The organism is Wolbachia endosymbiont (group A) of Longitarsus flavicornis (assembly GCF_963931955.1).
Taxonomy (GTDB): Bacteria; Pseudomonadota; Alphaproteobacteria; order Rickettsiales; family Anaplasmataceae; genus Wolbachia.
Map to the genome: position 1 here is coordinate 163,165 of NZ_OZ008337.1, position 26,153 is coordinate 189,317.

Annotated in this window: 26 protein-coding genes and 2 tRNA genes; 13 read left to right on the plus strand and 15 right to left on the minus strand. The window is 35.8% G+C overall.

Translation table 11 applies throughout. The features are described 5' to 3' along the window. Positions 1-2 precede the first annotated feature (2 nt). A complete protein-coding gene (locus AABM58_RS00770; RefSeq protein WP_338406007.1) occupies positions 3-767 on the minus strand; it encodes a hypothetical protein in 765 nt (254 codons plus the stop codon). A gap of 125 nt (positions 768-892) precedes the next feature. On the opposite strand from AABM58_RS00770, the gene AABM58_RS00775 reads away from it, so the two are divergent. The 3 genes from AABM58_RS00775 (at position 893) to typA (ending at position 4,604) form a co-directional block, all read left to right on the plus strand. After that, on the plus strand, positions 893-2,077 hold the full coding sequence (locus tag AABM58_RS00775) for a dicarboxylate/amino acid:cation symporter (protein WP_265035506.1): 1,185 nt from the start codon (positions 893-895) through the stop codon (positions 2,075-2,077). A 3-nt stretch (positions 2,078-2,080) separates the two neighbouring features. After that, a complete protein-coding gene (gene pyrE / locus AABM58_RS00780; RefSeq protein WP_265023405.1) occupies positions 2,081-2,677 on the plus strand; it encodes an orotate phosphoribosyltransferase in 597 nt (198 codons plus the stop codon). Between the two features lie 97 nt (positions 2,678-2,774). Next, complete coding sequence (typA, locus tag AABM58_RS00785) at positions 2,775-4,604, plus strand: translational GTPase TypA (RefSeq protein ID WP_338406008.1); 1,830 nt, start codon at positions 2,775-2,777, stop codon at positions 4,602-4,604. 351 nt (positions 4,605-4,955) lie between these two features. On the opposite strand, the gene ltrA is transcribed toward typA, so the two are convergent. Together ltrA and AABM58_RS00795 are read right to left on the minus strand one after the other, a co-directional pair. After that, on the minus strand, positions 4,956-6,203 hold the full coding sequence (ltrA, locus tag AABM58_RS00790) for a group II intron reverse transcriptase/maturase (protein ID WP_338405985.1): 1,248 nt from the start codon (positions 6,201-6,203) through the stop codon (positions 4,956-4,958). A 43-nt stretch (positions 6,204-6,246) separates the two neighbouring features. Continuing rightward, complete coding sequence (locus AABM58_RS00795) at positions 6,247-6,369, minus strand: hypothetical protein (RefSeq protein ID WP_338405986.1); 123 nt, start codon at positions 6,367-6,369, stop codon at positions 6,247-6,249. Positions 6,370-7,184: 815 nt separating this feature from the next. On the opposite strand from AABM58_RS00795, the gene AABM58_RS00800 reads away from it, so the two are divergent. Together AABM58_RS00800 and ubiH are read left to right on the plus strand one after the other, a co-directional pair. Next, complete coding sequence (locus AABM58_RS00800; RefSeq protein ID WP_338406009.1) at positions 7,185-8,195, plus strand: Mrp/NBP35 family ATP-binding protein; 1,011 nt, start codon at positions 7,185-7,187, stop codon at positions 8,193-8,195. Positions 8,196-8,652: 457 nt separating this feature from the next. Continuing rightward, entirely contained in the window at positions 8,653-9,801 is a 1,149-nt protein-coding gene (ubiH, locus tag AABM58_RS00805; RefSeq protein ID WP_338406010.1) for a 2-octaprenyl-6-methoxyphenyl hydroxylase, read from the plus strand. A gap of 155 nt (positions 9,802-9,956) precedes the next feature. Here the strand turns inward: ubiH and AABM58_RS00810 are convergent, their stop codons facing one another. Then, entirely contained in the window at positions 9,957-10,976 is a 1,020-nt protein-coding gene (locus AABM58_RS00810; protein ID WP_338406011.1) for a gamma-glutamyl-gamma-aminobutyrate hydrolase family protein, read from the minus strand. Positions 10,977-11,065: 89 nt separating this feature from the next. Then, positions 11,066-11,138, minus strand: a tRNA-Phe gene (locus AABM58_RS00815). Positions 11,139-11,219: 81 nt separating this feature from the next. On the opposite strand from AABM58_RS00815, the gene coaD reads away from it, so the two are divergent. Next, positions 11,220-11,726 (plus strand): pantetheine-phosphate adenylyltransferase, encoded by a 507-nt coding sequence (gene coaD, locus AABM58_RS00820; RefSeq protein ID WP_338406012.1) that lies wholly within the window; start codon positions 11,220-11,222, stop codon positions 11,724-11,726. Between the two features lie 67 nt (positions 11,727-11,793). Continuing rightward, positions 11,794-11,985: a zinc-finger domain-containing protein gene (locus AABM58_RS00825; RefSeq protein ID WP_151808017.1), complete on the plus strand. Its 192-nt coding sequence runs from the start codon at positions 11,794-11,796 to the stop codon at positions 11,983-11,985. Positions 11,986-12,001: 16 nt separating this feature from the next. Here AABM58_RS00825 and AABM58_RS00830 read toward each other — a convergent pair whose 3' ends face one another. Genes AABM58_RS00830 through rpsB form a run of 7 tightly spaced genes read right to left on the minus strand, consistent with a single transcriptional unit; the run spans position 12,002 to position 16,735 of the window. Further along, positions 12,002-12,628 carry a phosphatidate cytidylyltransferase gene (locus tag AABM58_RS00830; protein WP_151808018.1) on the minus strand — a complete coding sequence of 209 codons (627 nt, stop codon included), beginning with the start codon at positions 12,626-12,628 and terminating at the stop codon, positions 12,002-12,004. Continuing rightward, positions 12,618-13,313: a polyprenyl diphosphate synthase gene (gene uppS, locus AABM58_RS00835; protein WP_338406013.1), complete on the minus strand. Its 696-nt coding sequence runs from the start codon at positions 13,311-13,313 to the stop codon at positions 12,618-12,620. The genes AABM58_RS00830 and uppS overlap by 11 nt, the downstream gene beginning before the upstream one ends. A gap of 11 nt (positions 13,314-13,324) precedes the next feature. Beyond that, a complete protein-coding gene (locus tag AABM58_RS00840; protein WP_338406014.1) occupies positions 13,325-13,720 on the minus strand; it encodes a hypothetical protein in 396 nt (131 codons plus the stop codon). 6 nt (positions 13,721-13,726) lie between these two features. After that, positions 13,727-14,284 carry a ribosome recycling factor gene (frr, locus tag AABM58_RS00845; protein ID WP_338406015.1) on the minus strand — a complete coding sequence of 186 codons (558 nt, stop codon included), beginning with the start codon at positions 14,282-14,284 and terminating at the stop codon, positions 13,727-13,729. Between the two features lie 7 nt (positions 14,285-14,291). Then, the gene (pyrH, locus tag AABM58_RS00850; RefSeq protein ID WP_400771558.1) at positions 14,292-15,029 is read right to left on the minus strand and encodes a UMP kinase; all 738 of its coding nucleotides are present in this window, start codon (positions 15,027-15,029) and stop codon (positions 14,292-14,294) included. 16 nt (positions 15,030-15,045) lie between these two features. Beyond that, complete coding sequence (gene tsf, locus AABM58_RS00855; protein WP_338406016.1) at positions 15,046-15,906, minus strand: translation elongation factor Ts; 861 nt, start codon at positions 15,904-15,906, stop codon at positions 15,046-15,048. Continuing rightward, a complete protein-coding gene (gene rpsB / locus AABM58_RS00860) occupies positions 15,887-16,735 on the minus strand; it encodes a 30S ribosomal protein S2 (protein WP_264718698.1) in 849 nt (282 codons plus the stop codon). Before rpsB ends, tsf begins: the two co-directional genes overlap by 20 nt. A 190-nt stretch (positions 16,736-16,925) precedes the next feature. Here rpsB and AABM58_RS00865 point away from each other — a divergent pair. The 6 genes from AABM58_RS00865 to AABM58_RS00890 all read left to right on the plus strand — a co-directional run bounded on the left by AABM58_RS00865 (position 16,926) and on the right by AABM58_RS00890 (position 23,386). Continuing rightward, positions 16,926-17,002: transfer RNA gene (locus tag AABM58_RS00865), tRNA-Asp, on the plus strand. 129 nt (positions 17,003-17,131) lie between these two features. After that, positions 17,132-17,503 (plus strand): preprotein translocase subunit YajC, encoded by a 372-nt coding sequence (gene yajC, locus AABM58_RS00870; protein WP_338406017.1) that lies wholly within the window; start codon positions 17,132-17,134, stop codon positions 17,501-17,503. 80 nt (positions 17,504-17,583) lie between these two features. Beyond that, positions 17,584-19,404 (plus strand): glutamine--fructose-6-phosphate transaminase (isomerizing), encoded by a 1,821-nt coding sequence (glmS, locus tag AABM58_RS00875; RefSeq protein WP_338406865.1) that lies wholly within the window; start codon positions 17,584-17,586, stop codon positions 19,402-19,404. Between the two features lie 456 nt (positions 19,405-19,860). After that, positions 19,861-21,609, plus strand: coding sequence for a recombinase family protein (locus AABM58_RS00880; RefSeq protein ID WP_338406018.1), 1,749 nt, complete (start codon positions 19,861-19,863; stop codon positions 21,607-21,609). Between the two features lie 595 nt (positions 21,610-22,204). Continuing rightward, positions 22,205-22,666, plus strand: a complete 462-nt coding sequence (gene dut, locus AABM58_RS00885; RefSeq protein ID WP_338406019.1) for a dUTP diphosphatase — start codon at positions 22,205-22,207, stop codon at positions 22,664-22,666. A 78-nt stretch (positions 22,667-22,744) separates the two neighbouring features. Beyond that, complete coding sequence (locus tag AABM58_RS00890) at positions 22,745-23,386, plus strand: hypothetical protein (RefSeq protein ID WP_338406020.1); 642 nt, start codon at positions 22,745-22,747, stop codon at positions 23,384-23,386. Positions 23,387-23,504: 118 nt separating this feature from the next. Here the strand turns inward: AABM58_RS00890 and nusB are convergent, their stop codons facing one another. The 3 genes from nusB to yidC are packed head-to-tail and all read right to left on the minus strand — an operon-like array spanning position 23,505 to position 26,093. Beyond that, the gene (nusB, locus tag AABM58_RS00895; RefSeq protein WP_338406021.1) at positions 23,505-23,987 is read right to left on the minus strand and encodes a transcription antitermination factor NusB; all 483 of its coding nucleotides are present in this window, start codon (positions 23,985-23,987) and stop codon (positions 23,505-23,507) included. Beyond that, entirely contained in the window at positions 23,987-24,415 is a 429-nt protein-coding gene (locus tag AABM58_RS00900) for a 6,7-dimethyl-8-ribityllumazine synthase (protein ID WP_015588873.1), read from the minus strand. Before AABM58_RS00900 ends, nusB begins: the two co-directional genes overlap by 1 nt. Next, entirely contained in the window at positions 24,393-26,093 is a 1,701-nt protein-coding gene (yidC, locus tag AABM58_RS00905) for a membrane protein insertase YidC (protein ID WP_338406022.1), read from the minus strand. Before yidC ends, AABM58_RS00900 begins: the two co-directional genes overlap by 23 nt. Between the last annotated feature and the right edge of the window lie 60 nt (positions 26,094-26,153).

Genomic DNA, 26,153 nt, shown 5'->3' on the forward strand with positions numbered 1-26,153 from the left:
ATTTACACTTTGACTGCGAAACTTTCTAATGATTCAATGCTACTTATTTCAGTTTGTGAGGTTTTATTACTACCACTTGATAGACTAACGCCATCGGAGTTATTTGTAGTACAAGGACCACTATTGCTATTTTCTTCCTTCGAAGAAGAACATTCCTTATCACTTGATAGACTAACGCCATCGGAGTTATTTGTAGTGCAAGGACCACTATTGCTATTTTCTTCCTTCAAAGAAAAACATTCCTTTATTTTTTTAATTACAGGCATTGTTACAAAATTCGTTACAAGGAAGCTTATAACTGGTACTAGACCCCCGATTATTCCTAGCATTAAAGCTCCTGACACAACTGCATCAGGCGAAATAGCATTTGCAGCTACACCAACACTAACTCTGATTGCAGCGCTAGTGGCCCAGAAGCTCAAAAAAAACAAAATTACTCCACAGTAGCCGTCACCAAATTTAGATAACATTTCTTCGTGCACTTTTTTTGGTCTACCGGCGAGTACAAGATTACTTGCAGCAAAAGTTATTGGCCCTACTAAAGAGCCACAGAAAAGAGCTTCTACTACTTGAAGTGGTAAAGTTATAGAACCTAATCTAGAACCTATAGAAGCCCCCGATATACTACCTATTATTGCTAAGAGCACATGAAACAATACAAGTTCTTTATTTTTTTCACGTTCTTCACGTTTTTTAAGTTCTTCACGTTCTTTAAGTGCTTCACGTTTTTCACGTTTTTTAAGTTCTTCATAAGCTTTTTCATGCATATCATCTCCATATTCAGTTACAAGTTAAGTATTAACATTTTGCCTAACTTGCAAGACTTTTTATATCAATCTGATTCCAAAACAGCAAAATTGTTGTATAATGTTACTTTGAAGTTTTATTTTCAATGCACAAGTTTGCAATACTCTTTTCTATACTGCTTGCAATAGTTGCTTACTACCTAAACAATGAAATCATATTTGAAATAGCAAAGCTATTTAGTGATATCTTTATCAGCTTGCTCAAATTAATAAGCTTACCTCTGGTTTTTTTATCCATAGTTTCCACAATTTCCGGGCTCAAAGACTCAATTGAAATCAAAGTCTTAGTTAAGAAAACACTATTTTATACTCTGCTTACAACTATTATAGCTGCGTTTGTTGCATTATCGTTTTATTTGTTAATAGATCCAGCAAGAAAAAATTTCATAAGTAATACAATAGGGAGTATTAACAGCAATAACCACAGTTATTTTTCATATTTAAAATCACTCATTCCTTCTAATTTTGTGCAAGTTTTTCTTGAAAATAATATGATTGGTAGCATATTAATCGCTTTTTTGATGGGAGGAGCTATTGTTTCACTTTCAAAAGAAAAGCAGGATATATTATATCAAGTATTCTCTGCACTTTTTGATACGTTACTTAAAATTGCTCAAGGATTATTAAAATTTATTCCGCTTGCTGTTTGGTCTTTTATTACATGTTTTTTGCATGAATTAAAAGGCGGTAGTGAGTTCTACAATCTTTTATGGTATTTTGTTTGCATAATGTCTGCAAATTTTGTGCAGGCATTTCTGATTTTACCGCTATTTATGTGGTATAAAGGCATATCACCAATTCAAACGCTGAAAGGGGTTATGCCAGCACTCACACTTGCGTTTTTTTCTAAATCATCCAGTGCAACATTGCCAACAACTATAGAATGTGTGCAGAACAAGCTAAAGGTGCCAAAGAAATTATCGTCTTTTATTTTACCAATATGCACAACAATTAACATGAATGCATGTGCTGCATTTATACTAATCACTGTAATATTTGTTGCAGAAATGAACGGATACGCATTTTCCTTGAGCGAAATGTTGATATGGATTTTTTTAGCTACAGGGGCTGCAATTGGTAACGCTGGAGTGCCTATGGGATGCTATTTTATGGCAACCAGTTATCTCGTATCGATGAATGTTCCTCTGCATATTATGGGACTGATTTTGCCTATTTACACGATCATTGATATGTTTGAAACTGCAATAAATGTGTGGTCTGATATTTGTATCACTCAGATAATTAATAAAGAATGTAATAGTGAAACTTAAAAAATGATATTAGACGAAAATAACCTAATAATAAAAGAATTTAAAGAAGCAGAGGCAATTTTGCATGGGCATTTTGTTTTATCATCCGGACTGCATAGTGACACATACATACAGTGTGCGAAGATTTTTGAAAATCCAAGCAGAGCCATGAAAGTTTGCGCATTATTAGCAGATAAAATAAAAAAAGAATTAAATAGCTCCATAGATTTAATATTATCTCCTGCAATTGGTGGAATAATCGTGGGTTATGAGATTGGTAGGCAGCTTGGAATAAAGACAATGTTTTGCGAGCGCGTTAATGGCAAGTTTGAATTACGCCGTGGATTTAAGATCAAAAAGGGTGAGAAAATATTACTTATCGAGGATGTAATAACCACAGGCAAATCTTCACTTGAAGCAGTGGAATGTGCAGAAGGGAAAGGAGGTAAAGTTGTTGCTGAAGCTTCTTTGATAAAGAGAAATAGTGAAACAAAACTGCCTTTTCCCGTCATATCTTTGATTGAACTGAACATCAAAAATTACAGCGAGGAAGAACTTCCAAGTGAATTAAAACAACTACCCATAACAAAACCTGGGAGTAGAGAATATTTAACAAAGTAATCCTATAATATCTTGGAAGCACAGCACAGCTTTAGTTATTTACTCCAAGTGTATTTTATGTATACTTATTACTAAATTAATTTTGAAATGATAGAAAATGAACGAATTTAAATCGATCCGAAATATAGCAATAATCGCACACGTTGACCACGGTAAAACTACTTTACTTGATAACATGTTAAAACAAAGTGGCACGTTCCGCGAGAATCAAGAAGTTCAAGAACGAGTGATGGATAGTGGCGACCAAGAACGTGAACGCGGAATTACAATACTTGCAAAGTGCACATCAATAATGTGGGGCGATGAAAAGATCAATATTATTGATACGCCAGGGCACGCGGACTTTGGTGGAGAAGTAGAAAGGGTATTATGCATGGCAGATGGTGTGTTGCTGCTGGTTGACGCTGCAGAAGGTCCAATGCCACAAACAAAATTTGTGCTCTCAAAAGCACTAAAAGCAAATTTGAAGCCAATTGTGATAATCAATAAGGTCGACCGACCAGACAGCAGAATTGATGAAGTACTAAATGAAATATATGAGTTATTTTTTAACCTTGATGCAACCAACGAGCAGCTAGATTTTCCAGTGTTGTATGCTTCAGGTAGAAATGGCTGGTGTGCTAAGGAGCTTTCTGATGAAAGGAAAGATTTAAGCCCATTATTTTCAACGGTTATAGATTATATAAAACCTTCTGTTTATGATCAAAATGCCCCTTTTGCTATGTTGGTCACTCTACTTGAGTCTGATAAGTTTCTTGGCAGAATATTGACAGGAAAGGTTTATCAGGGCGTTGCAAAAGTCAATTCAGATCTTAAGGTGCTTGACCTCGATGGTAAAGTAATTGAACGAGGAAGATTAACTAAATTGCTCTCATTTTCTGGCTTGAAACGTATTCCAGTAGAACAAGCTGTGGCGGGAGACATAATTGCAATTGCAGGACTTGAGGAAGCTTCGGTTTCAGATACTATAGCAGCACCAGAAGTTACAACTGCAGTAAGCTCAACTCCAGTTGATCCGCCGACAATGGCGATTACTCTGAGCGTTAATGATTCACCTTTTGCTGGGCAAGAAGGTACAAAGCTTACTTCAACTGCTATAAAGGATCGTTTATATGCGGAAGCAGAAACAAATGTTGCAATTACTGTGACTTTGGCACCAAGCGGTGAAGCATTTGAAGTAGGTGGACGCGGTGAGTTGCAGCTTGGAGTGTTAATTGAAAATATGAGAAGGGAGGGTTTTGAGCTTTCGGTATCACGCCCTCGAGTGCTATTCAAAGAGGAGGATGGCAAAAAACTTGAACCTATAGAGGAAGTAGTAATTGATGTAGATGATGAATATAGTGGAATCATCATGGAAAAACTCAGCTTCCGAAAAGGTGAAGTGACTGACATGAGACCTTCTGGTAATGGCAGGACAAGATTAACGTTTTTAGTGCCATCAAGAGGATTAATTGGTTATCAAGGAGAGTTTTTAACTGATTCTCGGGGCACAGGCATAATTAACCGTTTATTTCACAGTTATGCTTCGCATAGAGGTCTAATTTCTGGAAGGCGCAATGGAGTTTTAATTTCTACAGATAAGGGTGAGGCTGTGGCATATGCAATTTTCAATTTGCAAGACAGGGGAATTATGTTTATTAAACCACAGGATAAGGTATATTGTGGCATGGTTGTCGGCCAGCATAGCCGTGACAATGATTTGGAGATAAATGTGCTAAAAGGTAAACAATTAACCAATGTAAGAGCTTCAGGTAGTGATGAAGCCATAAAACTCACTCCTCCAAAGATAATGACACTGGAGGATATGATAGCGTATATAGACGATGATGAATTGGTGGAAGTAACTCCAAAATCTATACGTTTACGCAAGAAATTCCTTTATCCAAATGAACGTAAGCGTGCAGGAAGGGCGAAGAATAAGGAGTAGAGGTTTCTTTTTGCAGCCAGCGCATGATGCACAATTGTACAAACATTGTAGCCAAGTAGCCCGCAGAAACAAAAAACTTGCTTGACACATTTTGCCAGCCCTCTTATTATGGCATTAAGGGTATTTATGACTCAAAACTTGTTTTTGACCTGCAGGCTCAATGACAAAATTCAGTAAAAAACTTAAGGTATCTTTTGGCGGATTACATAAAATTATAGCGGCTGCATGTCTTTTAAAATTTTTCTACATTCAGCCAAATCGCGCTTAAAATAAGGGAGAGTAGACCAGTGGAACTTCCCCACCAGTCTCTCGCAAAACTGTACGTAAACCTCTCGATTTATACAGCTTCCATTATTCAGCCTTTTGGCCTAACCCTAGTGTCCAGTGATAGAAAATATCCGGAGACCTCTTTCTCACCTTTCCTAGAAATTGTCTTGCTAGTCTTCCGTGACTCCTGAGTCTCTTATATTTCCTTTTCACCCACTTTTCTAGATGCCGCTCTATATTCTTTAGAGATTTGTATACTTCAGTTCTGTAAAATTTGCCATAGTACTGATACCAGCCTCTGACTATTGGATTTACTTTTCCTGATATCTCCTCTAATGTTATATGCGTATTTCGTAGCATTTTCCATGACCTTATGGTTGTAGTAATCTTTTTCTTGGCCTTGTTGCTAATTGCTGGAAGAAATGAAACAAAATACTTCCCTATTTTATTTCTTGCTAACCTGGGTCTGAATGTGTAACCCAGAAAATTAAAACTTTGTTTAGGAAATTCACCACTCCTATTGTCATCCTTACAGTACACTATCTGTGTCTTTTCAGGATGCAATTTCAACTTATACTCAGCCAATCTTTCTTCGATCATTACTTTCACAAACTCTGCCTGTTTCTCTGTTCTGCAGTGCACTATCGCATCATCCACATACCTCTCAAATGGTACTGTCGGGTAGTTCTTTTTCATCCATATATCAAACACATGATGCATGAATATATTAGAGATGATTGGGCTAACTGAACCTCCTTGCGGAACTCCTTTATCCCTAACTACCTTACTGCCATCTGCTTGCTGAATGGGGGCTTTCATCCACCTCTCAACATACAGTATGACCCATTTGCAGTCTGTGTGCTTTTTGATAGCTTGCAATGCCAAGCCGTGGTCCAAATTGTCGAAAAATCCAGATATATCAAGATCTATCGTCCAATCGTACCTCCAGCATCTTTTACGAGCTGTATCTACCGCATCCAGTGCAGACTTATTTGGTCTATAACCATATGAATCCTCATGAAATTTTGGTTCTACCAGCGGCTCTAGATACATAGCAGCAGCCGTTTGCCCTATCCTGTCGAATACTGAAGGAACACATAAAATTCTTTGCCCTCCTGTATCTTTTGGTATCGCAACAGCTTTTACCGGCTCTGGAAAATAACTTCCGGATGACATCCTATTCCATAGTTTGTACAGATTATCTTTTAGATTTTCTTCAAACTTTGTTATCGAAACCTCATCCACACCAGCCGCACCTTTATTTTTCGATACTTGTTTATAAGCCCTACAAATAAGTTGCTTTGGTATATCAAAAGACTTTGTTTTATTCATTAACTCCTCCCTTTCGGTTGATACATAATTAAAACTGAATAACTCAGCTCCTTCGCTCCATTTCCATTACAGAAACTTCTTCACTACTACGAGCTGATCCGCCCCTGTTTTTCGCATCGGTACTCTCATCCTTAGAGTTTAGCTCCTTGGATTTCTCCCTTATCATCGAAACGACAGGTTCCCGTAGTTCCACACAATAGCCTGAAATAGATTCATGCCACCTTTATGCCGGACGCCATCTATCCAGTAAACAAGCTCCCGATAGATTTATCCCAGGTTACAAACGACCCCCTGGTTTTGACGTCATTTAAAAGGTTTCGACACTTCATCAGTGGTTCACTTTCGTTCATCTCTCTATTCCTTACATGACATATAATTATGCCTTTTCCATAACGCTCACTACCTTGGCTCTTTACCAAAGCAGCTTATGGTTGTTTGAAGCCTGCTCTTGTAAACCGGCTCCGAGGGACCTACCCTCATCTACTGTGCAGCTTTTGCACTTAGTTTGCTCTTACTTGAACATTCTTTGTGTCTCTACGGCACACCGTCAGCACATTATTACAGCGCCAATTTAAAGTATTACAGGGTCAAAACTCGCACCACGGGATTTCTTTGCCTTTTTTTTCGTTTGGTAAATTTCTTAAACATTTATAGCTAAACAACAACCGTCATCCCGCAGCGGGATCTCTTGTTAGCGCCGCGGCGGTATGACGGTTAAGTAGGGTGTCATTCCAGTCTGGAATCTAGTTCTTATTGTACATTTACTTGATGTAGAGTTAAGTTTCCTGGATCCAAGTAGTCAAGCTACTCGGATGACAGGAGAAGGGGCTACTTGGATGACAAGAAAGAGGCTACTTTCATGACACTGTCATAAAGTGAACCAGTACTTGGCTTGTGTTCTAGGCAAAACCTGCTATAACATTTAACATACTGTTTCCGAAACAAATGTTCCGCACTGGGATCTGCTATGTAAGAGGCCTAATGATCAACAAAGAAATTGTAAGAGAGAACTTAAAAAAAGTCATAGAGCAAAAAAGCGGTAAAGATGTGATCGCTCTTGGCATAATATCCTCAATCATTATTAAAGGCTGGGACATTGGTTTTGCGCTTGAAGTTGCCGGTGACACGCAAGCAAACGAAGAATTAAGAAGAAATTGTGAGCAAGCTGTTAAAGCTATACCGGGGGTGACAAAAGTGATCGTGGTTGCTACTTGTCAAAAACAAACTGGGCAACAAAAAGCTAAATTACATATCGAAGGAGTGAAAAATATAATTATTGTGGCCTCTGGTAAAGGAGGCGTAGGTAAATCCACAGTTGCGCTAAATCTTGCTCTCTCATTAGCAAAGTTAAAACACAAAGTTGCGCTGGTTGATGCAGATATATATGGTCCTTCAATTCCTAAAATGCTTGGCGCCGAAAAATTAAAGCCAGAAATACAGGGTGGAAAAGCAATACCTATAGAAAGGTATGGACTACATACTATTTCAATCGGCTATTTTGTTGACAAGGATCGTGCAGCAATATGGCGCGGACCTATGATCACAAAAGCACTTTATAATCTGCTAATGGGAACAAGGTGGTCTGATATAGAATATTTGATAGTTGATACACCACCTGGAACTGGCGATGTGCATTTAAGTCTTATGGAAAATTTTAACTTAACCGGGGCGATAATAATTTCAACTCCACAGGAGCTCTCTTTAATCGATGCTCGCAAAATTTATGATATGCTTAAAAAGCTCAGCGTACCGGTTATTGGCATTGTAGAAAATATGAGCTATTTTACTCAAAGCGGCTCAAAAATATACATATTTGGAAAAGACGGCGCAAAAAAAATGTCTGAGGAGCTGGGCATCAAACTCCTAGGCAGAATTCCTCTAGATCCACAAATATGTCATGCTTCTGATTGTGGAAATCCTTTAATGCTAAGTGAAGATTTGGCAGAGATTTATGAAGGTATTGCTAAAGATGTTATAGCTAAAGTGGCTTAGGTTTACCTACAATTTGAAAAACCGTCATTCCGCTACTAGTTAGCGGAATCTATACCGCGCATAGCTGTACGAACATTGTCTACCAGAAGGGTGTCATCCAAGTAGCTGACACTGGGATCCAGGAATTTTATTAAGTTGGTAAGCATAAAAGTAGCCGTTTTATGTTAAAATACAACATTCTGATGATTATGAAAAAGCTGGATCCCAGTGTCAAGCACTGGGATGACATCATAGAGGCACTGGAATAACATCATCCTTTTTTCTGAATTCCAGTGTCAGCTACTTTCATGACATCGTTTACTATATGCCACATTGCAATGTTCGTACAGCTATGGAATGAATCGCGGTATGACGTAGGGAAACCTTTCTTGGGTTAGCTATAGGTCTTTGTCTATAAAGTTTGTTTAAACTATTTTTAAAATAGATAAAATATAATTTTACAATTAGCGTAAATAAAATGAATTATGATGTAATCATTTCAGGTGGTGGATTACTTGGTCTTATTACCGCTATTGGCCTTAGTTGTGACTCTGTGTCTGTAGCTGTGATTGAAAAAAATAGTCTACCACGTGTAATTGATGATAATCGAGCATTTGCTATTTCTCAAGGCTCGAAAAAAATATTGGAAAAATTAGGGATTTGGCAGTTCTTAGAAGGTGAAGCTGAACCGATACTTGATATATGCATATTAGATGCGGTTACTGTGCATTACAATCATAAAATGGTTAGCGAAGAGCCAATGGGTTATGTTATTAACAATGCTACTATATGGAATGCAATCAACAATAATTTTCTGAATAAACTAAATATATACTCTCCACATTCCTATAAAACAATTGCTTGTGATTCAGGATATGTGGAAGTTATTCTTGATAATAACCAGGAATTAATATCATCGCTACTTATCTGCGCTGAAGGCAAAAACTCTAAATTACCAGAGTTATTTTCTATACCGATGATAAAATTTGACTATAAACAAAGTAGCATAGTATTTAATGTAAAGCATGAACTGCATCACCAAAACTTAGCTGTAGAGCGTTTTTTCCCTGGCGGTCCATTTGCAATTCTACCGATGAAGGGTGGCTATACTTCTTCGATAGTTTGGACAGAAAAATCTGAAATTTCAAAAATGCTAATGGATCTGTCTGAAGAAGAATTTATTATAGAGCTTAAAAAAAGATTTGGTTCTTATTTAGGAGAGATAAAATTAGAGGGTGAAAGAAAACTTTATCCTTTAAGTTTTGCTTTCGCAAAAAAGTTATATAAGGGTAGAGTTTTGCTTATCGGCGATGCAGCACATTCAATTCATCCAGTTGCAGGTCAAGGGCTTAATCTTGGAATTAGAGATGTAGAAAGTGTTATAAAGCACGTAGTTGCCGCAAAAGCGGCTGGTATTGATGTTGGCAGTAGTTATTTATTAAAGAAAATTTCACGTAATAGATACTTTGATAATTTTACAATGGCGCTTGCAACTGATGGATTAAATAGGATATTTTCCAACAGAATATTCTGCGCTAAAGCACTAAGAAATCTTGGCTTGATTGCAGTTGAAAATTCAAATTCTCTCAAAAAAAGCTTCATTCGGCATGCTATGGGATTTATATAAACCACTTTATAGCTCATGCAAGTCAGTACGTCATACCGCCACAAACCGTCATACCACCGCGGTATCTCGGCCGCTAACAAGCAGCGGGATGACGAATTTGTCGTTTATCGAATCGTCGGTAAGCCTAAACTACTTTAGCCATAGGTATATATCCATTAAGTACGATAAAGAAAATCATTTATAATCGCTATAGCAACTAGTGTAGACACTTGACGTTCCTTGTGATTTGATAAATAGAGGTTTTTATATGATTTTACAACAAGGGCTTCTGGATGACATTGAAAGTAAATATTACCGTGCTTATCTTCAATTGCCTCTATTACCCCATCACTGGAAAATGCTGCAACTTTATATCCAAGTAACTCCAATTTTCTTCTATTTTCTGGTGTATTACTTACTGCCCCTGAATGAGCATCTGGAAAATATGTTGAAAACCAGCCATTTTCATTAGGTATTAAGAATTTAGCTACTAATTCCGCTAAACGGCTGTTTGGAACGATCTTTATCTGCTGGAGAGGTGCATAATCTTTATGTGGATCAGGTGCTGATTCTAAATGAGATCTTTGCTTCTCTTCATCGCTCACAAGATCTGCCACACTCACTACTTCAATTCCCTTTGCATTCATTATGCCTTGCAAACCACCACATATGCCAAGTAAATGAATTGCAGGGTTATCATCAACTATTTTTACAATTGCTTCAGTAAAAAGCTGGCGATAAGGAGTGGGTGCTGAGTGTAAATTATCCGGAATAAATATTCTATTTATTTTGTGCTCTTTAACAAACTTTGCAACTTCAACTTTTATTCGGTCTAATGTTAGCTTCTTTGCCAATGTTTCATCTTGTTTTGCGAGATTAAGTGACTCTGCCTGAATTTTTTCAAGGCTAATTATCTTATTATAATCAATTAGTACAGTCTTAACCCCAAAGTTATTAAACATCTCGTAAATATTTTGAGATAGCCCAAACTCATGTGCTTCTTCCGTTTTCAACAAACCAACAACTACGTCATTATTTACTGCATTTTCCGCCGTCAAGGCAGTTGACGCTGGTTCTTCTTTTCTGGTTACATGTTGAGATGCCGGTTTTTCACTAACGCCAGCATAAGTAATGTTGCTTAATAATAGAACTATAATTAATAAGATATTAAATGTTCTACTATAACATTTATACATATAGTTTACCTTCCCAACACTTGTATCAATATCATAACATATTATAGAACGTTTTACAATAAAAAGGTAAATTTGGTAAGAAAGAGAAGTGGCCTGAGCAGGAATCGAACCAGCGACACAAGGATTTTCAGTCCTTTGCTCTACCAACTGAGCTATCAGGCCAACTGTATACTTTTATTTTTAGATAAAAAATGTTATTATGTCCATCAAAAGTTTTTAAAGTAGTTTATATAAAAATAAAGGATGAACATTAATAACAGAATAGGAATCTACCCTGGCACATTTGACCCTATAACTTTTGGGCATCTTGACATAATCAAAAGAGCGTGTAAACTAGTCGATAAATTAATAATAGGAGTTGCAGAAAACGTTAATAAGCATACTGCCTTTGACACAAAGCTACGCACAAGCATGGCTGAAAATGAAATCAAAGGGCTAGGAATTGATGCAGATGTTATATCTTTTAATGGGTTGCTAGTGAAGTTTGCCAAAGAGCAGAATGCTTCTGTTATTATTAGAGGATTAAGAGCAGTGTCAGATTTTGATTACGAGTTTCAAATGAGTTGGGTAAATTATAAACTTCTTCCTGAAATCGAAACCATATTTCTTCCCGCTTCTGAAGATACTCAATTTATCTCATCAAGTTTTGTAAAGGAAATAGCAAGATTAGGAGAAGATGTTAGCAAATTTGTATCAAAAGGCGTTCAAAACGAATTGATTAACCTGAATAGGATAAAAAATGGAGAATAGTGCTTGTTGTTTTTTATTTCTGAATGGGTATATTCAATATATAAATGTTATAAGCTAAAGGAGTAGCATGTCAAAAGTGAGGGTTAATAATAGAAAAGTTTGTTGTCATGGTGATGAAAATGATGAGGGTTCCGGCCATCCATTAATATATTTAGATATGGGAGAAGAAGAGGAAATAGCCTGCCCTTACTGTGAAAAGACGTTTGTCCATGACTGTACTGTAGAAGCGGTTGGGGAGCTGACTAGGGATGATCTCTAATGGCACTTCTGTAGACTTAGTTTATGTAAATAGCAATAAGGGGGGCAGTAAAAATGAAGCTGTCCATACGGTCGAGCACTCCTCCATGGCCAGGTATCATACTTCCACTATCTTTAACACCGTAAGCTCTTTTAACAAGCGACTCAGTGAAATCGCCAAGCTGCGCTAGAATAGCAATTGCAAGGCCAATGATTGGAGAATAAAAAATTGAAAATAGACCAAAAAATATTGATCCAAAAATTGTGCACACTACTCCAGCTAAAATCGCACCAAGAAGTCCTGTCCAAGTTTTTCCAGGGCTAAGAATTGGGCAAATTTTAGCTCCACCAAAATTCTTGCCAAACAGGTAGGCAGTAATGTCAATTCCCCAAATGGTTAAGACGAACCATACTAATGCGTATTTTCCCTGTGGTAGATTATATAAATATATTAATGAGGCGCTTGGTAGTGCAATCAATAATAATGCAAAAACGTATAAAATTTTGTTTCCTTGGGTTAGATTATACCATTCAAAAGAAGATAAAACTGCTATTGAAAAAATCAATAGATAAAACGATAAATCACTGAAATATGTAGCAAAAGAAAATATAAATAATATTACTATTGAGGATAATATTCTAACTATAAAATTATTATCTACCATATTTCTTCTCTCTTTTTGTATAATCTTCTAATGCTTTGCTCAAATCTTGACAAGAAAAATCAGGCCACAAAGTATCACAAAAATACAATTCAGCATAAGCTGCTTGCCATAATAAAAAATTGCTTAACCTTTTTTCGCCACCAGTGCGAATTAATAAATCCAATTTTGGCAAATCTTTAGTATATAGAAACTTTTCAAATTCTTCTTCTGATACACAATCAATATCTTCCTTGATAATATTGCTTATAGCTTGTGTAATTTCTTGCTTTGCTCCGTAACTAACTGCAATAGTGAGTAATAAACCATCGTTCTTACATGTCATTTCTTCTGCTTTTTTAATTTGATCCAATATTTTACTGGGTAACAGACTTAAATTGCCAATAAAATTCAACTTAATGTTACAATTGTAAATGAAATTGACTTTATCTTCATTAGTTAAAACGGAGTAAAATAAATCAAATAGACAGTCAGTTTCGTTTTTAGGTCTAAGCCAATTCTCCATAGAGAATGCATACAAAGTTAAGTAGGGTATGGTTAAGTCCGTACAATACTTGGCAATATCGTATGCAACTTCACTGCCCTTTTTATAACCATCAATTTTTACCCTTCCTTGATTGTTCGCCCATCTACCATTACCATCCATAATAATTGCTAAATGTTTCGGTAAAGATTCTTGATTCAACATTTAAAGTTCACCTAAACCATCCGCCAACACTCTTCTGTCATCCAAGTAGCTGACACACAGCTATACGAACATTGTGCTACCGGGAGGGTGTCATTCCAGTGCCCCGACACTGGAATCCAGAAATTTGATTGCAAGTGAGCACACTGAGCTGATAAGCATAAAAATAGCTGTCTTATGCTAAAACAAACGTCTTTGACGAGATTGTATGAAAAGCTGGATCCCAGTGTCACGCACTGGGATGACAGGAAAAAAAGGCACTGGGATGACAAAAAAGAGGGCACTGGAATGACATCATTTACTGTATAATATTGTGCAATATTGCAACGTTCGTACGGTTGTGTGCCTGCTACCTCCATGGCACCCTTGCATGTAATTTTTTCTTTTTCACTACTGAAGGTTTCTTTCATATTAACTTAGTGATGCAATATATCCTTTTCTTTGATGGACAATTCACCATCAACCTTTTTTATATTATCATCAGTAATATTTTGTATTTCCTTTTTAGTGCCATGAAAATCATCTTCTGAGATTTCTTTATTTTCCTTCATTTTTTCTATTTCTTCAATAATATCTCTACGTATATTTCTAATGGCAATCCGTGCATTTTCAGCAAACTGATGCAATAATTTCACTAATTTTTCACGGGTTTCTTGTGTTAAGTCCGGAAGAGCTATACGTATGGTATTGCCCTCAACAACAGGATTTAAATTCAAGTTGGCATTTAATATAGCATTTTTCACTTCACCTATAACACCGATATCCCAAACTTTAATTGATAGAGTTTTGTTATCTATAACCGAAACGCCTGCAACTTGATTTAACTTTTGATGTCCACCATAGATATTTACAACTATACCATCAAGCAACGATGCGCTAGCTCTACCAGTGCGTACACCTTTGATATCATCATGAAAGGACTGAATAGTTTTTAGCATCCTGTCCTTTGTTTTAGTTTTTATTTCATTTAACATAAATTACCTAATGTTTACAATCTGAAACTATAGTATAAGTACCTTGACCCTTAATAATATTGACTATTTTTTCTCCCTTCAAAGAAAAAACTATAATGGGAATAGAATTCTCACGAGCAAGTGAAATTGCTGATGCATCCATAACTTTTAAATCACGAGTCAACAAATCCGTGTAAGAAAGCCTATCATACATTACAGCATCCTCATTTTTTTTCGGATCAGCGGAGTATACACCATTTACTTGTGTACCCTTTAGAATAACGTCACAATTCATTTCAACAGCACGTAAAGCTGCAGTTGTATCTGTAGTAAAAAATGGATTGCCTGTGCCTGCTGCAAAAATTACCACTCTACCTTTTTCTAAATGACGAATAGCTTTCCTTCTGATGTAAGGTTCGCATACAGTGGCCATGGGTATTGCAGATAATACCCTAGAAGCTACTAAATTTTTTTCTAAAAAGTTTTGTAAAATTAAAGCATTGATTATAGTTGCAAGCATTCCAATATAATCACTGCTTGCTCTTTCACAACCACTTAAAGACGCAGATGTGCCACGAAAGATATTACCACCACCAACAACAATACATACCTGAACTCCAAGATTACAAACTTCAACTATGCCTTTAGATAACTCACCTATAGTCTCCATATCGTGACCAAATTGCTTTGATCCCATCAAAGCCTCACCAGAGATTTTAAATAACACCCTGGAATATTTTATTTCGCTTTTTTCATTTGTTGAAATAAACATTTTTTGCTATTTAATCTGCATCACCCAAAACAAGTAACTTGTAATTAGAGAGTTTAACAGCACTCAACTCGCTTGATTTTATAAAATCAGAAATCTTCATCTTATCATCCTTTATAAATTTTTGCTCCAGTAAAACAACTTCTTCATAGTACTTAGCCATTCGCCCATCTACTATTTTTTTTGCTACTTCTTCAGGTTTATTTAAGCTCCTCACTTGCTCTTCAATTATAGAACGTTCGTTGTTCAACTTCATTTGATCTAAATCATCTATAGACAAAGCTTCAGGCTTCATAGCAACTACATGCATAGCTATTTGTTTTCCAATCTCTTGTAGCTTCGCCTTATCACCAGATGATTGCAATGCAATTAAAGCACCAATCTTACCTAAGCCATGCGCATCACCATGTACGTAGCCAGCAATAACTCCATCCTTAGCTTCTAAGTAACAAAGCTTGCTTAACTCTAGCTTCTCACCAAGAACTGACGTACCATTCATAATAGCTTCCTGCACTGTGCCAATGCTTTCATACTTGGCATTTTTTAACTCATCAACGCTAGTACAGCGTTCTTGATGAGCAATTGATGCTAAATTTAAAACTAACTCTATAAATTTCTCATTCCTTGCAACAAAATCGGTTTCGCAATTGAGTTCAACCAATGTACCATAATTTTCAGTCAAACACATAGCAACGAGCCCATCTGAAGCTACTCTATCAGATTTTTTGTCAGCTTTAGCAAGACCTATTGTACGTAACTTATCAACGGCTTTCTTGATGTCACCATCACATTCTTCTAATGCTTTTTTACAGTCACTTAAGCCAAGCCCTGTCCTATCACGTAATTCCCTTATATTATCTGGATTCATCTTCATTTGTTACTACCTCCCTTTCTTCTTCTTTGTAAACTTTACTACGTCTCCTTTTAGTTTGCACAATACCACCTTCTTTTTCTTGAATAAACTCATCACCCCTTATATCATCAATCTTAACTCCAGATCTTGCTAGACTAGACTCTATTCCAGCTAATATAGAATCGGTAGCTAATTTACAATAGAGCTCTATTGATTTTCTTGAGTCATCATTTCCAGGTATTAGATAAGTAATACCATCTGGATCAGAATTAGTATCAAGTATTGCAACTATTGGAATTCCTAACTTTTTAGCCTCCTTAACCGCTATATGCTCTTTATTAGTATCAATGATGAATAAGATATCAGGAATTGCTCCCATTTCTCTAATACCGCCAAGCGCCTTATCAAGCTTTTGCTTTTTCTTTTCAATGTTCCCCAATTCTTTCTTTGTTAAAACGCTATCCTCGTCATTTAATATTTTCTCATATTGCATCAAGGTTTTTATCGAAGAAGAAACAGTGTCCCAATTAGTAAGCATACCGCCAAGCCATCGATGATTCACATAATATTGACCACAACGAATCGCTTCACTTGCAATAATATCAAAAGCTTGAAATTTTGTACCAACAAATAGAATGCGACCACCTTGAGATGCAACGTCATATAAAGCCTTCATGGCTACCTGTAGCAATGGTAATGTTTTTCGCAAGTCAATTATATGTATACGATTTTCTTGATGTACCCCATATATATATGGAGCCATTTTTGCGTTCCAGCGACTAATTTTGTGACCAAAATGTACACCAGATCCGGCTAAATCACGCACAGTGACTTCAGGCAAACTTGCCATATTTATTCCTCCAAATAGTTTATCTTCCATGGCATTGCCCTAAAGGGACTACTTGTACAAGCCATGTGTGAAATTAAATTATTTACATAGTAATAGAAAAGACAGCAAAGCGCAAACAAAAAATATTGACAAAGGGCAACATGTTTATTAGCTTTAAAGTCGAAGCCCGAAAACGCTAAAAAGAAATTAGGGGGGTGTAGCTCAGTTGGTTAGAGCGCATGCCTGTCACGCATGAGGTCGTGAGTTCAAGTCTCATCACTCCCGCCATATTAGTTTTAGCATAACTTAGAATTCGCAACCGATATTGAGAAATGCTTCCACCAAACTTGACATGGTATGGTATTGCAATTAATACTTAAATAGGTTTATTTTTATCGTTAACAATTAGGATTAAATATGTTCATTTCTGAAGTTTTTGCAGCAGATGCAACTAGCAATGCATCAAGTATCAGCGCATCTTTTGCTAGTTTTATTCCACTGATTTTAATATTTGTGGTATTTTATTTTCTCATTATTCGTCCGCAACAAAAAAAACTAAAAGAACATAGAAAGATGATAGATCAAATAAAGCGTGGTGATACAGTCATTACTTCTGGTGGAATAATAGGTGAAGTTAATAAAGTTGATGAGGCAAATGCACAATTTATAATAGAAATAGCACCAAAAGTTGAGATAAAAGTCCTAAAGTCCGCTATATCTGAGGTTTTAAGCAAAGAAACTCAAAAAGTAGCAGCTAAACCAATTAAAAAGGTAAAATCGAAAGAATGATAAAAAGAATATAAATCAACCAGTAATAAAGGCAAAAATGCTTAACATGTTTAGAAAAAAGTTTGTTTGGTGATCCATTTGTGTGCGGAATATTTGGTGTAGTAAGTAGCGGTGATTCAGTAATACCAACTTTACTAACTGGGTTGCAAAAATTGGAATATAGGGGATATGACTCTTCAGGTATAGCAATCATAAATAACGAAGGTAAGATAGAAGTCAAAAAATCAGAAGGTAAAGTCGAAAGGTTATGTGAAGTTGTTGATGACAGCAAGATGTCTCACAGTACAGTTGGTATAGCACATACTCGCTGGGCTACACATGGAGTTCCAGGCCTTAAAAATGCTCATCCCATTCGTACAAATAATGTTGTTGTTGCTCATAACGGCATAATTGAGAATTACAATCTGCTAAAAAAGGGCCTAGAAGAAAGGGGCATGTCATTCCATACTGACACTGACACAGAGATCATACCAAACATGCTAACCTTATATCTTGATGAAGGATTGTCGCCAATTGATTCTCTATTTAAGTGTTTAAACAACTTACATGGCTCATTTGCCTTGGTCTTATTATTTGCAGAATATCCAGACGCCTTATTTGTTGCGAAGAGAAATTTGCCTTTAGCAATAGGCTATAACTGTAACACAGTGTTTGCTGCATCTGACTTTAATGCTTTAAGTGCATTTGTGGAAAGAATATCGCATTTGGAAGATGATGACATTGCAGTGATAAAATCTAGTGGAGTTAGTATATACAACAATGGTACACAAGTTAAACGCAGTATAGAAAATAGTAGTCCAAGTGATTTTCTAATTAGCAAAAATGGTTACCCTAGCTTCATGTTAAAAGAGATTTTTGAGCAACCGCGTGCACTAAACAAAACAATAAATCAATTTTACAAGCAATATAAAGAGGTAATATTTGCTAACAAAAAATTGTTTTCTGAGCTGAGTTACATTACTATAGTTGGATGCGGGTCATCTTATTTTGCTGGGCTAATAGCGAAGTATTGGCTGGAAAGTATTGCTCAAGTTCGAGTATATCTAGAAATCTCATCAGAATTTAGGTATAGCAACGTCAAGCTGGAAGAAGGCAGTATTGGGTTATTCATTTCTCAATCTGGTGAAACTGCAGATACCATAGAAGCGCTGCGTTATGCAAAATCACAGAAGCAAACAATCATTAGTATAACTAATACATTTAGCAGCAGCATTGAAAAGATCTCAGATATTGTGTTACATACTCTTGCTGGGCCAGAAATTGGTGTTGCTTCAACAAAAACCTTCTCTGCGCAACTTGCAACTTTAGCATGCTTTGTCGTGGAGCTTGGAAAAATAAAAGGTGTACTGGGTGGAGAGAGAATAAAACAGCTAAGCAACGCTATTAACTCTATTCCCAAGTATGTTGAGCATGTTTTAAATGTGATGAAAATACAACATATATCAGGCAGCATATTAGAACACAATAACGTTATTTTAATTGGCAGAGGAAGTTCATACGGAGTTGCAATGGAAGGTGCATTGAAGATAAAAGAGCTTTCATACATCAATACAATTGGTATTGCAGCGGGAGAAATGAAGCACGGTTCTATTGCTTTAATAGACTCTACTGTGCTTGTTATAGCAATTATCCCTTATGATGATTTATTCTTTAAAACGCTATCTAATATACAAGAGATTATTGCAAGAAAAGGCAAAGTAATTGCCTTCAGTGATAAGCAAGGAACGCCATTCCTAAGGGAAGTTTGCGCAGATGTGGTGCAACTTCCAGACGCTGATAATTTTATCTCTCCAATCATCTACAGTGTTGCTATGCAATTCCTTGCTTACTTTACTGCAGCAAAAAAAGGGTTAGATGTGGATTGTCCGAGAAATTTAGCTAAGTCTGTTACGGTCGAGTAGCCTATTTAAAGTTAAAGCTAAACTTCTGTATCTGTTCAGGATAACGGCAAGACCATAGAGTAAAAGTGAATTTACAACAAATGGTGTCATCCGAGTAGCTGACACTGGGGTCCAGGAAAAAGAATGGTGTCATGAAATTATCTGACACTGGTTCCTTTACACTACCGACAATGTTGCAAAAAACATAAAAATAAAACTAGAGAAAACCATTTCTCGAAAACTTCTGTGTCCAGAACCAAGAGTCCGATTTACTTATAGCGCTAATAATCAATTAACCATCGGCTTTAAGGAATGATATGAACATATTATTTCAAGGAAAGTTCATGGGAAACAAGAGATTAGCTATACGAATTAGCTGTAGCTATGAACCTAACCGGTTGGCAGAACAATGCTTATCAGATGCTTATGAAAAGGTAGCATCAAAGGAAACAAGTCAAAAAAACTTAAAACATAAAAATGGGATTCAAGGAGGGTCAAATGGTAACAGTATGTTTATATGCGAGAGTTTCTTCGGGGAAACAAGTAGAAGGAAATACGATAGAAAGTCAAATTGCAGCTTTAGAGAAGCAAATTAATCTGGACGGATACAAATTGTTAAGTGAGTATAAATTTATTGATAACGGCTACAGTGGATCTCATTTAGTCCGCCCTGATTTAGAAAAATTACGTGATAAAGTAACAGAAGGTAAAATTGATAAGATTTACATTCATTCTCCTGATCGTTTATCTAGAAAATATGCATATCAAATGGTGCTGATTGAAGAATTTGAAAGAGCAGGAGCAAAAGTGGTTTTTTTAAATTATGAGATTAACGGTAACCCAGAATCTCAATTACTGTTACAAATGCAAGGTATGATAGCAGAATATGAACGTGCGAAAATTATGGAACGAAGTCGTCGTGGTAAAATCTATGCAGCTAACAAAGGCTGTGTAAATGTAATGGGAGGGGCTCCTTATGGTTATCGTTATATAGATAAACATATGGGAGGAGGACAAGCTTTATTTGAGATTAACGAAGAAGAAGCTGATGTCGTTCGCAAAGTATTTTTGTGGGTAGGCAGAGAAAGAACAAGTATTGGGGAAGTATGTCGTCGGCTAAATACTATGTCCATTAAGACACAAAAAGGAAAAGAACGCTGGAATAAAGGTACAATTTGGAGTATGTTGAAAAACCCTGCTTACAAAGGACAAGCAGCCTTTGGTAGAAGAAGGTTAGGAGTAAGATTAAAACAAGTAAGACCACAGAAAGGCTCTTGTGAGCAGCCAAAAAGTAACCATTCTGTCTATCCTGTTGAAAAAGCAAATTGGATTTATATTAAAGTGCCAAATATAGTAGATGAAGATATATTTGATATTGTTCAAGAACAATTAGCTGAAAATAGAAAAATAGCAAGGACAAGAAAAAGAGGAGCAAAGTACTTACTACAAGGTTTAGTCATATGTAAGCGTTGTAATTACGGATGTTACGGAACTTGCATGAAAAGTAGACGAGAAGAAGAAGGTGGCCATTATGCATATTACCGTTGTAGTGGTAAAGATTCTTACCGTTTTGGTGGTAATAAGATTTGTGACAATAAACTCATCCGCTCAGATGCATTAGAAACAGCTGTGTGGGAAGAGGTTAAGCAGTTATTGAAAAATCCAAATAGGGTTTTAGAAGAATACAAGCGTAGGCTTTCAGAACTAAAAAAATCATCATTGGATCAAAAAAGCGACCTGCTAGAGAAACAAGAAAATAAATTAAAACGTGGTATTGCTAGACTTATTGATGGTTATGCTCAAGAATATATCAATCAAGAGGAATTTGAACCACGAATTAAAGCAATGAAACAAAGCTTAAAAACAATTGAAGAAGAGAAGAAAAAGATATTTTATCAAAAGGAATTAGAACAGGAGGTCACTCTGGTTGTGACCAATTTAGAAGACTTTTCTTCCAATATTACGTTAAACCTTGATAACGCAGACTGGCTAACTAAACGTGATATTATCAGAACATTGGTCAAGAGAATTGAAATTAACCTTGAGGACGTAAATGTGGTATTTCGCGTAAAAGAGCTACCGAACTCTTCTGGACATAATGGAGAGGAAAATAAAAATTTGCAACATTGTCGTAGGTGTATTTATGACGGCAGTACCCAGAGGTGTCATCCGAGTAGCCCCTTCGGTGTCATCCCAGTGTCAAGCACTGGGATGACACCCTCCTAGTAGAAACGCTTTTGTAATTGCAACATTCGTGCAATCTTTAGCCATAAACATTAAGAAATTTACCAAACGAAAAAAAAGGCAAAAGAAGCCCCGTGGTTGGCTAGTTACTTACATTATACTTTCAAGTATGGCGTTTTTTTATTCTAAACGTTTAATAACCATGACTCAGCTGCTTTTAAACCGCAACTAATTTAAATTATAAACGTTAAGAAATTTACTAAACAGAAAAAAAGGCAAAAGAAACCCTAGGGTAGCTAGTTATTCACTATCCATTTTTTAAGTTGGCGTTTTTTAATGTTTTAAATGCTTTATAAGCGCATTTCAGCTTATATTAGGTAAAAACCTAGAAATTTTATAAAGACATAAGGTGCACATAGTGCAAAAAATTAAACATGAGACGCCAGATACGTGAGTTTTTTTGTCATTTAATCTGTACAGAGAAGATAAATAAATAGCTTCAGTTTTATGATAAGAGGGCTGGCGGAGTTTGTCAAGGAATTTTTATGGCTGCGCTGGAATGACATCATTTACATTTATCACTTTTGCAGATACAATTTACATGCTATAATTGAGTCTTCATAGATGGTAAATTGGAGTGCAAAGAAGTAAAATTAAAGTAGAAATAAAAAGATTATCACACGGAGAAGACTTGTCTCTTCCATGTTATGCAACTGTGCAGAGTGCTGGTATGGATCTTTATGCTGCATTGAATGACTCTGCTGTTTTAAATCCACTTGAGAGATTACTTGTTCCAACTGGAATTGTGATTGCAATACCAAACGGTTTTGAGGGGCAAATACGCCCACGTTCTGGTCTTGCTGCAAAACATGGAATCACTGTCTTAAACTCTCCGGGCACTATAGACTCTGATTATCGAGGTGAGGTTAAAATTTGCCTAATTAATCTAAGTAATCAACCATACGAAATAAAAAGGGGAGATAGAATTGCACAAATTCTTATTTCTCCTGTATCTCAGGTAATTTGGGATGACAGAGAAGAATTCTGCACAAAAGAAACCGGTCGCAATACAGGGGGCTTTGGCTCAAGTGGCAGGTAACTTACGAAAAAGCTTGACTATGACAATTTTTTTATACACAATTTAAGCATATTAATATTTTATTAAACGAGGTCGTTTATGCTAACTTTTAAAAATCACTGTGGTCAATTCCACAAAACAAATACTGCTCTTGTAGCACTTACTGCTCTGTATGTCATAGGCGCAGCAGTAGCACTTTCATCACCATATTGGGTGTCTTCAACTTCCATGCTAGCTCCACTTGCAGCTTTTGCAGCTACACCACTTGGAATCGGTATATTAGCAATTGTTGCTATTGCACTAACTAGTCTAGCAATATACGCTATCAGCAAAAATAACAAAACATCTGAGTTAAACGCTCCGAAGATTGTTGATAATGATAAACAAGCAGCATTGCTAGTAACAAAAGACACATTTACGGAAATGGCAAGTAATAACCAAGTTAAAGATGAAAAAGGTAAAGTGGAAGAGGGTAAATGTTATATAGACTTCAGCTTAGAAGGCAAGAACTACCGTATTATTGTTAATAATTTGCCTGATAAGGGCAATACGGTAGGCAATACTTTATTATTAAGTATAAATTCACTAGAAGAGAAAAACGATGAAGGTAAGTTCGAGGCAGTAAATAAAACAGAGTGGAATAAAACATTAGGTTTAGACAAAGAGGGTGCTAAAGAGGTTAACACTTATTTAGGCTCACTTATTGTTGAACAAGTTGCTTCTCAACAACAGACAGTATAGCCAAGTGAAATAAAAGAGGTAGATTAAGTCTGCCTCTTTGTTTTTTTAGTGTCGGTTACTCAAATTCATTATGGGAATTGTCTTGAAAAAGAGACATTCGTACAGTTGTAAGAAGCTGCTAAGAATTTTTATTTAATTTAACTGCATCTTTTGCCTTATCCAATAACCCATTAATAAAACCAATTTCGCTTGATTTATCAAGTAAATCAGATGCAATGTTAGTATACTCATTAATGACAACTGGAACTGGTGTATCGCAATTAATCAACTCACATATTGCAACGCGCAAGATAGATAAGCTTATAAGATTTAACCGTGAGAGGGACCAGCTTGGGTGTAAGTAAGACTCTATTATTTTATCATATTCTTCACTGCTTTTTATAACCTTATATAACAAGTTTTCTAAGAACTGATGTTCAAATTCTTCACATTCAAATATATCTTTCAACTTACTTATGTAGTCCTTAAGCTCACAATTTTCCAGTTTAAAAGTGCTTTTGTTGTAACCTACGAAAATATTTGAATAAGCAATTTGTACAGCAAGAAATCTCGCCGTGCTTCTTTTTATGCGCCACTTTTTATCTACTGGTTTTTCCTCCATTATTTTAATTTATTGTGTAAATCTATCATATGCAAAACAGTTGAGGCTGCATGGCCACCAACGTTCTTTTTGTTTTTATCAGCTCTAACTAGTGCTTTATCTTTGCTGTCAGCGGTAATTACGCCCATACCAAGGGGCATTGCATAATGCATAACAACTGCATTTAAGCCTTCAATTACTCCTTTACAAACATATTGATAATGATCGGTTTCACCGCGAATTACGCACCCAAGAGCTAAATAACCATCATAATTAGTATGCCCACTCTTGACTGCAAAAAGAATTGTAGCTGGTATCTCAAATGTACCAGGAACCTCAACTACATCGTAACTGGCATTACTGCCTTTTAATTTATCAATTGCACCTTCAAGCAAAAGGTTCGCTATTTCAGTATAATAAATCGAATTAACTATTAGTATTCTCGACATTTACTACCACTTTTTTTGTTAAAAACAACTTTATTAATGATTGTTGAATTAAAGTTATAATACTACTAAATATCCAATATATTATCAGGCCAGCAGGAAAAGAAGAAAAAATAAAGACAGAAATGTAAGGTAAAAACTTCATAACATTTACTTGAATATCGTCTTTGCTTTTCTCACTTAGCTTCTGCTGAATTATCATAGTAATACCAAAAATTATAGGCAAAATTCCTATAGAAATAGGGAAATTGTAATTAAACAACCCAAATAATGTAAAGATGTTCGTTGGGTCAGGAGCTGAAAGATCCTTAATCCATAAATAAAAAGGGGCGTGTCTCATCTCTATAGTAACAAATAATACTTTATATAGAGCAAAAAATACCGGTATTTGTATTAGCATGGGAAAAATGCTCGACATTGGGTTTACGTTGTTTCTCTTAAACAATGCAATTGTCTCTTTACGCTGCTTTAAGTTGTCATTTTTATACAACTCTTTTACACGAGTTAGCTCAGGCTGCAAGCTTTTCACCTTGAACATTGAAACATATGATCTATTAGATAAAGGAAGCATCAAAAGTTTGATTACTAAAGTCAGCAATAATATTGCTAAGCCAAAATTCTTTAAAACGAAGTTAAAGTATTCAAGCAGTAAAAACACTGGTTTAGTTATAAAGTAAAGAACACCAAAATCTACAGCTTTATCAAATAAAGGTATATTGAGAGTATCCTTATAAGAATCCAGTAAATTCAACTTTTTTGCTCCAGCAAAAAAATAATTCACATTAGAAACGCTTGCACCAGGAAGTATGCTCTTGTAAGGTTTGACAAAATCTACTTGGAATTTATCAGTATTATTAACGTTTGTGTGTTTAATGCTTACATTTATTTTATCGGATTTCTCAGGTATGATGGCTGTAAGCCAGTATTTATCAGCAAAACCAAACCAATTTTTTTCACTCGTGCTTGCTTTTACTAAATGTTTTTTGGAAATATCCTTATATGTCCACTCCTCTAGTTTATTATCAAATGCACCCAGTACTCCCTCATGTGATATCCAATAAGACTCATTAATATTATCACGTTTACGGTTGATTTTACCATAAGGAACCAAAACTACATTATCCTTTGTATTATTTTCAACAACTTGCTCAACCTTAAACATGTAGTTATCGTCGAGGCTAATTTTCATTTTAAACACAATGCCATTTTCATTATCCCAAAATAAATTGACCTCTTTTTGATTGAATTTATCTGCTTGCCAGACTGCCTTAGAATCTGGAACTTTAATCTTGTTATTCGGATCGAGCCACCCAAATTCTGCGAAATATACATCTTTTGATTCTGCAGGTGACAGTAACACCACTTGTGGAGAAGAAGAATTCGGTTCTAAGTGGTAATTAGTTAAAATTAAGTCATCAAACCTTGCACCTTTCAGAGAAATTGATCCTTTAATCATGTTATTGGTTAAACTAACCCTCTGTTCTCGAGTAGAATTAATAATTTCAGAACGATTTTGGTATATTATAGGAGCAAGGTCGTTAAAAGATTCGATATGTTCAATATTTTCAATCAATGGCTGGTTTTGGTTTGTACTAAAAAAATTATCATAAATAATACGCCAAGATACCATGATCAACATGGAAAGGATAGCTGCTAAAATTAAACTTTTTGCTTCTGACATGAAATTAAATCAAACATATCTTCTTAAAGTGTATATTAAATATTGTACTAAAACAATGAA